Source organism: Providencia sp. 2024EL-00732 (assembly GCF_044006275.1).
Lineage (GTDB): Bacteria > Pseudomonadota > Gammaproteobacteria > Enterobacterales > Enterobacteriaceae > Providencia > Providencia huashanensis.
In genome coordinates this window covers 244,589-252,847 of the sequence record NZ_JBIPDG010000005.1, presented here as the reverse complement: position 1 = coordinate 252,847, position 8,259 = coordinate 244,589, and the positions used below count along the sequence as shown (strand labels likewise).

Annotated in this window: 4 protein-coding genes; all 4 read left to right on the top strand. The window is 42.2% G+C overall.

Annotation, left to right across the window (positions count from 1 at the left end; genetic code table 11):
* Positions 1 to 636 precede the first annotated feature (636 nt).
* The 4 genes from iscX to ACHB7C_RS11160 all read left to right on the top strand — a co-directional run bounded on the left by iscX (position 637) and on the right by ACHB7C_RS11160 (position 8,233).
* Entirely contained in the window at positions 637 to 837 is a 201-nt protein-coding gene (gene iscX, locus ACHB7C_RS11175; protein ID WP_004912658.1) for a Fe-S cluster assembly protein IscX, read from the top strand.
* A gap of 173 nt (positions 838 to 1,010) precedes the next feature.
* The gene (gene pepB / locus ACHB7C_RS11170) at positions 1,011 to 2,306 is read left to right on the top strand and encodes an aminopeptidase PepB (protein WP_042844635.1); all 1,296 of its coding nucleotides are present in this window, start codon (positions 1,011 to 1,013) and stop codon (positions 2,304 to 2,306) included.
* Positions 2,307 to 2,430: 124 nt separating this feature from the next.
* On the top strand, positions 2,431 to 2,883 hold the full coding sequence (locus ACHB7C_RS11165; RefSeq protein WP_042844633.1) for an enhanced serine sensitivity protein SseB C-terminal domain-containing protein: 453 nt from the start codon (positions 2,431 to 2,433) through the stop codon (positions 2,881 to 2,883).
* Positions 2,884 to 3,193: 310 nt separating this feature from the next.
* On the top strand, positions 3,194 to 8,233 hold the full coding sequence (locus ACHB7C_RS11160; protein WP_395347325.1) for an alpha-2-macroglobulin family protein: 5,040 nt from the start codon (positions 3,194 to 3,196) through the stop codon (positions 8,231 to 8,233).
* Positions 8,234 to 8,259: the final 26 nt, after the last annotated feature.

Genomic DNA, 8,259 nt, shown 5'->3' with positions numbered 1-8,259 from the left:
TGTCGCGGTGTTGGCTTCTTTCAAGTATTCGGGTCACATACTTGTGTATGCTCCCCGAGATACTTTCAATTGCCGCCTAGCGACAACGCGAACTATTTAGAGCATTGAACTATTTGTTATATTTCGCGCTGTCGCGGTGTTGGCTTCTTTCAAGTATTCGGGTCACATACTTGTGTATGCTCCCCGAGATACTTTCAATTGCCGCCTAGCGACAACGCGAACTATTTAGAGCATTGAACTATTTGTTATATTTCGCACTGTCGCGGTGTTGGCTTCTTTCAAGTATTCGGGTCACATACTTGTGTATGCTCCCCGAGATACTTTCAATTGCCGCCTAGCGACAACGCGAACTATTTAGAGCATTGGACTATTTGTTATATTTCGCGCAGTCGCGGTGTTGGCTTCTTTCAAGTATTCGGGTCACATACTTGTGTATGCTCCCCGAGATACTTTCAATTGCCGCCTAGCGACAACGCGAACTATTTAGAGCATTGAACTATTTAGAGCATTGGACTATTTGTTAATATTTCATGCTGTCGCGGTATTGATGCTTTCAATCACAGGTAGCAGAGCGAGCGAATTATTTTGCACATTGAAGTGTAGATGAAAGCTTGATAATCAAATTAGTGAGGGAGTATGAGCTTAAAATGGTCAAATAGCCGTGAAATCGGTGAAGCATTATATGATGCATTTCCTGACGTTGATCCGAAAACCGTGCGCTTTACGGATATGCACCAGTGGATTTGCGACTTAGAAGAGTTTGATGATGACCCGCAAAAATCGAATGAGAAAATTTTAGAAGCGATCTTGTTAGTTTGGCTGGATGAATTCGAATAAGTGGTTTTTTCATCTAAAAACCGAGTGGCTATTAAGAATAGTGCTCGGTTTTTTTATTTTGCATCAGCACTATAATGATATCCCTAGTATTATTTATCAGTTAAGGTAACAGCAAGTGCGGGCAATCTATTGGGCTTTTGCTGTCCGCAAAAATAGACAAAGTGAGAAAAACGATGACAAAACAAATTATGCCAGTAATGATTTCTTGTGAGCCAGCAGCACCATGTTGGGGTGAAGGCGCATTGTTAAGCTCTAGCGATAACGGCATGACAATCCACCTGAAACACGCTGGGAAATTATGTGCTGTGCAAAGTGCTGGCCGTAAATTAGATGGGCAAGGTATTCGCAATGTTGCCTTAACCGGTGAGGGCTGGGACTTAGAAAAAAGTTGGGCATTTTGGCAAGGTTTTCGTGCACCGAAAGGGGCTAGAACTATTGAATGGCCTGTGTTACCAGAAGAAGACCGTAAAGAATTAGAAAACCGTATTCGTACTGTTGATTGGGTACGTGACGTCATTAATGCTCCGGCTGAAGAATTAGGGCCAGAGCAATTAGCAAAACGCGCTATTGACCTACTTTGCACCGTGGGCGCTCAAGATATTAGCTATCGCATTATCAAAGGTGATGACTTATTAGCTCAAGGTTATACGGGTATTCATACTGTTGGCCGTGGCTCAAGTCGCCCACCAGTATTCTTAGCTTTAGATTACAACCCAGGTGCAAACCCTAACGCGCCAGTTTTTGCAGCTCTAGTTGGTAAGGGTATTACCTTCGATTCGGGGGGCTATAGTATCAAGCCATCTGCTTCGATGAACTCAATGAAAGCGGACATGGGCGGGGCTGCCACTTTAGCAGGTTCATTGGCTCTAGCGATTTCACGCGGTTTGCAAAAACGTGTGAAAATGTTCCTGTGTATTGCAGATAACATGGTGAGTGGCAACGCATTTAAGTTAGGCGATATTATCCGTTACCGTAATGGCAAATCCGTAGAAATCATGAATACAGATGCTGAAGGGCGTTTAGTGTTAGCTGATGGCTTAATTGATGCGAGCAAAGAAAACCCGACACTGATTATTGATGCAGCAACCTTAACTGGTGCAGCAAAAATGGCAGTAGGTGGGGATTACCATTCAGTTTTAAGTTTCGATGACAAGTTAGTCGCTGATTTAATGAGTGCTTCAAATGAGGAATTTGAATTATTTTGGCGTTTACCATTAGCTGAATTTCATCGTCAGCAGCTACCGTCAGGTTTTGCTGATCTCAACAATATTGCTGCGCCATCTCATACTGCTGGGGCAAGTACAGCGGCGGCATTTTTATCCCATTTTGTTGAAAACTATCGCCAAAACTGGGTACATATTGATTGCTCGGCAACTTACCGTAAGTCTCCTGTTAGTTTATGGGCAGAAGGCGCAACAGGTATTGGTGTGAGAACACTGGCAAACTTGTTAATCAGTAAATCAAAATAACCCCCACGGGTTGACAATGGGCACGAGAAGAATACTTTTCGTGCCTATTTTTTACCTAAGCGATTTTTACCTCAATGAAAGTGCGAGTATAATCAGCAATTATTTTTAATAGCAGGGGATGGCAATGTCGCAGCAATCGAATAATAACAGTTCTATCCAAGAAACTGAGATCCAATATACTGAGTTAACCGTACCAAAAGGCTCATCACTTAAGCTAAGTGCTTTAGAAGAACAGCCACAAGCAATTGTCGATGCACTATCTGAGTTTTTTAAACAACACAAAGTCGTAAGACGTGGGTTTATAGTATCGGCAGTTGAGGATGAAGCTAGCGAAGAAAACCCAATTTTGTTGGTTGCATTGGAATTTACCGCGGGTGCTGAAAATATTGATGCAATTATTCATGATGCTGGGACATTAGCGTGTGATTTCTTAGCAGATAACGAATCGATTGATTTTTGTATCGTTAATGAACATGAAAAAGGGGTTAGTCATTTTATTACGCAGCATGTCCAGCCATTTTATCAACGCCGTTTAGGCAGTTTTCTACGAGATACTATCCCTGTCAAAAATACCTGATAAATAATATCTGAGTGGGAAAGTAGTTTTTTCTCACTCATAAATAAAAAATAGTCTTGAATAAACTTTTTTCTGCTTTCTATTGATAAACATTCCACATTCTTACGGTATTTTTTCCTAATGGTTTTTTCCGTTTTGTCTGATAGGTGTTTTTATAACACTCTGTTAAATTATATTGATGAAAGAAATAATTATTGGAAAACATCACTAATACATAAATTTAGTCATTTCCTAGTATCTAGTGGGTTTTAACTTCCTGTTAAAACCATAAAAAAATAGAAAAAATTAACTTATTAAAGGGCGGGCGGTAATGAAACAACAATCAGGTTGGGCTTCATTGGCGGGTCTAAAAACGAAAAAACGTTATCTTGCAATAGCATTAGCATCAGTCATGGCGTTAGTGGGGTGCGATAATACAGAAGACACCACTAAAAATGAGCAAAATGTGTCATCTACGGCACCAGAAAACCAAACCAAAACAGCACCTGTTGCAGAACAAAAAAAGTCAGCACCAAAGCTTTCTACTGAAGAAATGGTAAAAAAATACGCAGGGAAAGACTTAACAGTGTTGGATGCATCTGAATTACAGCTTGATGGTGCTAGCGCCATGGTGGTGACTTTTTCTGTACCATTACAAGCAGACCAAGACTTTGGTCAGTATTTAAACTTAATTGATGTGAAAACAGGTAAGCTGGATGGTGCTTGGGAACTATCTGATAACCAGATGGAATTACGTTTTCGCCATCTTCCACCTTCAAAAGAATTAAATTTATCGATTAACCCAGGTATTAAAGCGGTTAACGAACGCACACTCTCTGAGAGTTTTAATAAAAAGCTGACAACTGCCCAGATCATTCCAACCGTTGGCTTTGCGAGCAAAGGTTCTTTATTGCCAAGTAAGGTTGCTCAAGGCTTGCCAGTTATTGCATTGAATGTTGATAAAGTTGATGTGAATTTTTTCCGTGTAGACGAAAAACAACTACCGCAATTCTTGGCGAAGTGGCAATACCGCAGTAATTATGAATATTGGTATTCAGAAGAGTTTCTTGACAAAGTTGAACTGGCTTACACCGGTCGGTTTGATTTAAACCCGGATAAAAATACACGACAAACGATTTTATTGCCGTTAAAAGACATCAAAGAACTACAGCAAGATGGCGTTTATTTAGCCATCATGCAAAAAGCGGGGAGCTACAGTTACCAATTCCCAGCTACGGTATTCACATTAAGTGATATTGGAGTGTCATTACACAGCTACCAAGACCGTGTCGATATCTTCACTCAATCATTAGCGAAAGGCTCTGCAATTAAAGGCGTAGAGTTACGTATTTTGGATGACAAAGGCCAGTTAGTCACAAAAGGGACAACGGATGGAGATGGTCATGCGCAATTAGATAAATTGGCGGGTGGGAAATTATTACTGGCAACCCATGATGGGCAAACCAGTATGATTGATTTAACACAACCTGCGCTTGATTTATCGGAATTCGACATTTCAGGGCCAGAGGGCTACGCAAAGCAATTTTTCACCTTTGGACCTCGTGATTTATACCGCCCAGGCGAACTATTATTAGTCAATGGGTTATTACGTGATGGGGATGGTAATCCCGTTAAAAGCCAACCCGTCAAGGTGGACGTATTAAAAACGGATGGGCAAGTTGTAAGAAGCTTTGTTTGGCAACCGGATGAAAAGCAAAATGGCTTATATCAGTACCAATTTGAAATCCCTAAAAATGCAGAAACAGGTGGTTGGTCATTACGCTTTGATTTAGGAGATGGTTCACCGCAACGCTATTATAAATTCAATGTTGAAGATTTTATGCCTGAACGGATGGCATTAGAAATCGAAGGTAGTGATGTTCCTCGTTTAACGGATCAGTCAGTAGATTTTGATATTCAAGGGCGTTATTTATACGGTGCGCCAGCAGCAGATAACCAACTGCAAGGGCAAATTGTATTAAAAGCGGATCGTGAAGCTGTAGCTAAACTCCCCGGTTTTGAATTTGGTGCCGTCAATGAGGAAGGTTTACCGCGTAAACTGGATGAGTTTGACCTGACACTCGATAGTAATGGGGAAACGGTCATCTCAATTCCAAACAGTAATTGGAGTTCAATTCGTTCACCGATTTCAGCTGTTTTACAAGCCAGCTTATTAGAAGCGGGTGGCCGCCCAGTAACGCGCCGCGCTGAGCAGGCTATTTGGCCAGCAGACAAGCTGGTGGGTATACGCCCATTATTTGCTAAAAAAGAAATTTACGATTACCGCACTGACCGCTATGTAAAACGCCATAATGTGGATGAAAACTCATTAGCAGAATTCGAATTAGTCATGGCAGATGCGGCGGGTAATAAATTGGCTGCAGAAAACTTAACAGCTCGTTTAGTGTATGAGCGCCGTGATTATTATTGGAGTTGGTCTGAAAGTGGTGGCTGGTCATCAAATTATGATCAAAAAGATTTAGTGATGGCGAATGAAAACATCACGATAGCTAAAGATGGTACTGCAAAAGTATCATTTCCAGTGGATTGGGGTGCTTTCCGTTTAGAAGTCGTTAACCCAGAAAATAAATTGGTCACTAGCCTTCAGTTTTGGGCCGGTTACTCATGGCAAGATAACACTGGCGGCAGTGGTTCCGTTCGACCTGACCAAGTGAAGCTAAGCCTGAATAAACCAGCTTATTTACCGGGTGAAAAGGCGAAAGTGCGCATAGAATCACCAAAAGCCGGGAAAGGCTATGTATTGTTGGAGTCGAGCAACGGCCCATTATGGTGGCAAGAAATTGACGTGCCTGAAAAAGGTTTAGATATTGAAATTCCAGTCAATAAAGAGTGGGCTCGCCATGATTTATATGTCTCCGCGGTTGTCGTGCGCCCTGGGGATGATTCTAAAGAAGCAACCGTGAAACGTGCGGTAGGCGTGCTTCATCTCCCTATTGCAGATGAAAACCGTAAGATTGCATTGGCACTAAGTGCACCAAATAAAATGCGCCCAAATCAAGATTTAACGGTAAAAATCAAAGCGACAGCACAAGACGGCAAGCCATTACCTGAAAAAGTGAATGTGTTGCTATCTGCGGTTGATACGGGTGTATTAAATATCACTGATTTTAAAACGCCAGACCCATACGATGCTTTTTTTGGTCGTAAACGTTATAGCGTGGACCAATACGATGTTTATGGCCACTTGATTGAAGGGCAAGGTAAAATTGCCAACCTACGTTTTGGTGGGGATAGCGAAGACGCTGCGATAGAGCGCGGTGGGATGAAGCCACTAACCGAAGTACAAATCATTGCTGAGCAAGCAACACCTGTGACCCTAGATAAAAACGGAGAAGGGGAAGTGAGTTTGGCTATCCCTGATTTTAACGGTGAATTACGTGTGATGGCGCAAGCGTGGAATGAAAAGGATTTCGGGCACGCAGATAGTAAAGTCACGGTTGCAGCGCCTTTAGTGACACAGATGTCGATGCCACGCTTTATGGCCGGAGGCGATAAGTCTTACTTTGCCCTTGATTTGACGAATATGACTGACAACACGCAAAACGTGACGGTCAATTTCAAGGCATCAGGAATGGTGAAACTTGATGGTGCTAGTAGCCGTGAATTGCAACTTCCTAAAGGGAAACGTACAACACTAACGTTACCAGTAAAAGCTGACTATGGTTTTGGTGAGGGTGAGGTTTCTATGACCATCAATGGCATGACGATTGATGGTGAAGCCAATAAAGAATATAGCAATAGTTGGAAAGTGGGGGTACGTCCAGCACAGCCAGCTGAAACTATTTCCTTCGCGACATCGATTGAACCGGGGAATGTATGGTCGTTACCGACTAACCAAATCGCAGGCCTACAGCCGGATACGATTGAAGGGCAAGTCTTGTTAACCAGCCGTCCTCCATTAGATATTTCTCGCTATATCAGGGAATTATTTGCTTATCCATACGGCTGTTTGGAACAAACGATTAGTGGGTTATATCCATCGTTGTTCTCAACTCAAGCTGAATTGAATAAGTTAGGGATCAAAACACAAACCGATGCCGACCGCCATAAAGCGATTGAAATTGGTATTCCACACTTATTGAGTATGCAACGTAATGACGGCGGTTTCTCACTGTGGGATAGAAATGGGCGTGAAGAGTATTGGTTGACGGCCTATGCTGCAGATTTCTTAAATAAAGCCAATCAGCGCGGGTTTACCGTACCTCAAGAAGCATTAAGTAATGCTAATACGCGTTTGTTAAGTTATTTGCAAGATGGTAATCAAATCAATTACCCATATACAGAGAATCAAGCGGGAGCTCGTTTTGCGACCCAGGCCTACGCAGGTTTAGTGTTGGCATCGCAACAAAAAGCACCTTTAGGCGCATTACGTCAGCTTTATAACCAAAGTAGCCATGCTGCAAGTGGTTTACCGTTAGTTCAGCTTGGTGTTGCTTTGAATCTAATGGGCGATAAAGCACGAGGCGAAAGCGCTGTTATTGATGGGTTGAAAAAACAGCGTAGCCGTTATAGTTATGTTGGTGATTATGGTTCGGTGATCCGCGATGATGCGATGATTGTTGCGTTATTAAATGAATATAATTTAATGCCAAAATCACGCGATCAAAAATTGCAGGTTTTATCTAATAATCTGATATCTCAGCGTTACTTCTCAACTCAAGAAAGCAATGCATTGTATTTAGCAGGGCGTTTCTACTTAAATGAAAGCGAATCTCCGTGGAAAGCGACGGTCAATGGTCAGGAACCACCAATGGTTTCAGATAAACCCGTAAGTGAGCTCTTGAGCAAAGATCAGCTACAGACTGGTTATAGCATTGAAAATAGTGGCACTAACACCCTATATACGCGTTTAAATGTAGTGGGTTATCCGCAGCAGTCACCAAAACCAAGCTCAAATGTGTTAGGTATCTCTCGCAGTTACTACGACATGAAAGGTAACCGTATTTCATTAGATAGACTCAGAAGTGGTGAAATGGTGGTGGTTAAACTTGAAGTTCAAGCGTCACAAAGTGTGCCTGATGCGTTGGTGGTTGACTTACTGCCAGCAGGCTTAGAATTGGAAAACCAAAACTTAGCAAACAGCAGCGCTAACTTAAGTGAATCAGCACCAAATCTTCAAGAATTAATTGATGATATGCAACAATCACAAATCCGTCATATGGAATACCGTGATGATCGCTTTGTTGCTGCCGTTGAAGTTCAGAAATATCGGCCGACAACATTGGTGTATTTAGCGCGCGCAGTGACACCGGGTGTGTATAGCATCCCTGTGCCACAGGTTGAATCAATGTATGTACCTGAATGGCGTGCGACAGGTTATTCTGATGGCCAACTAGAAATCGTTCGTTAATTGTCACCTAAAGCCCTTATATTGGA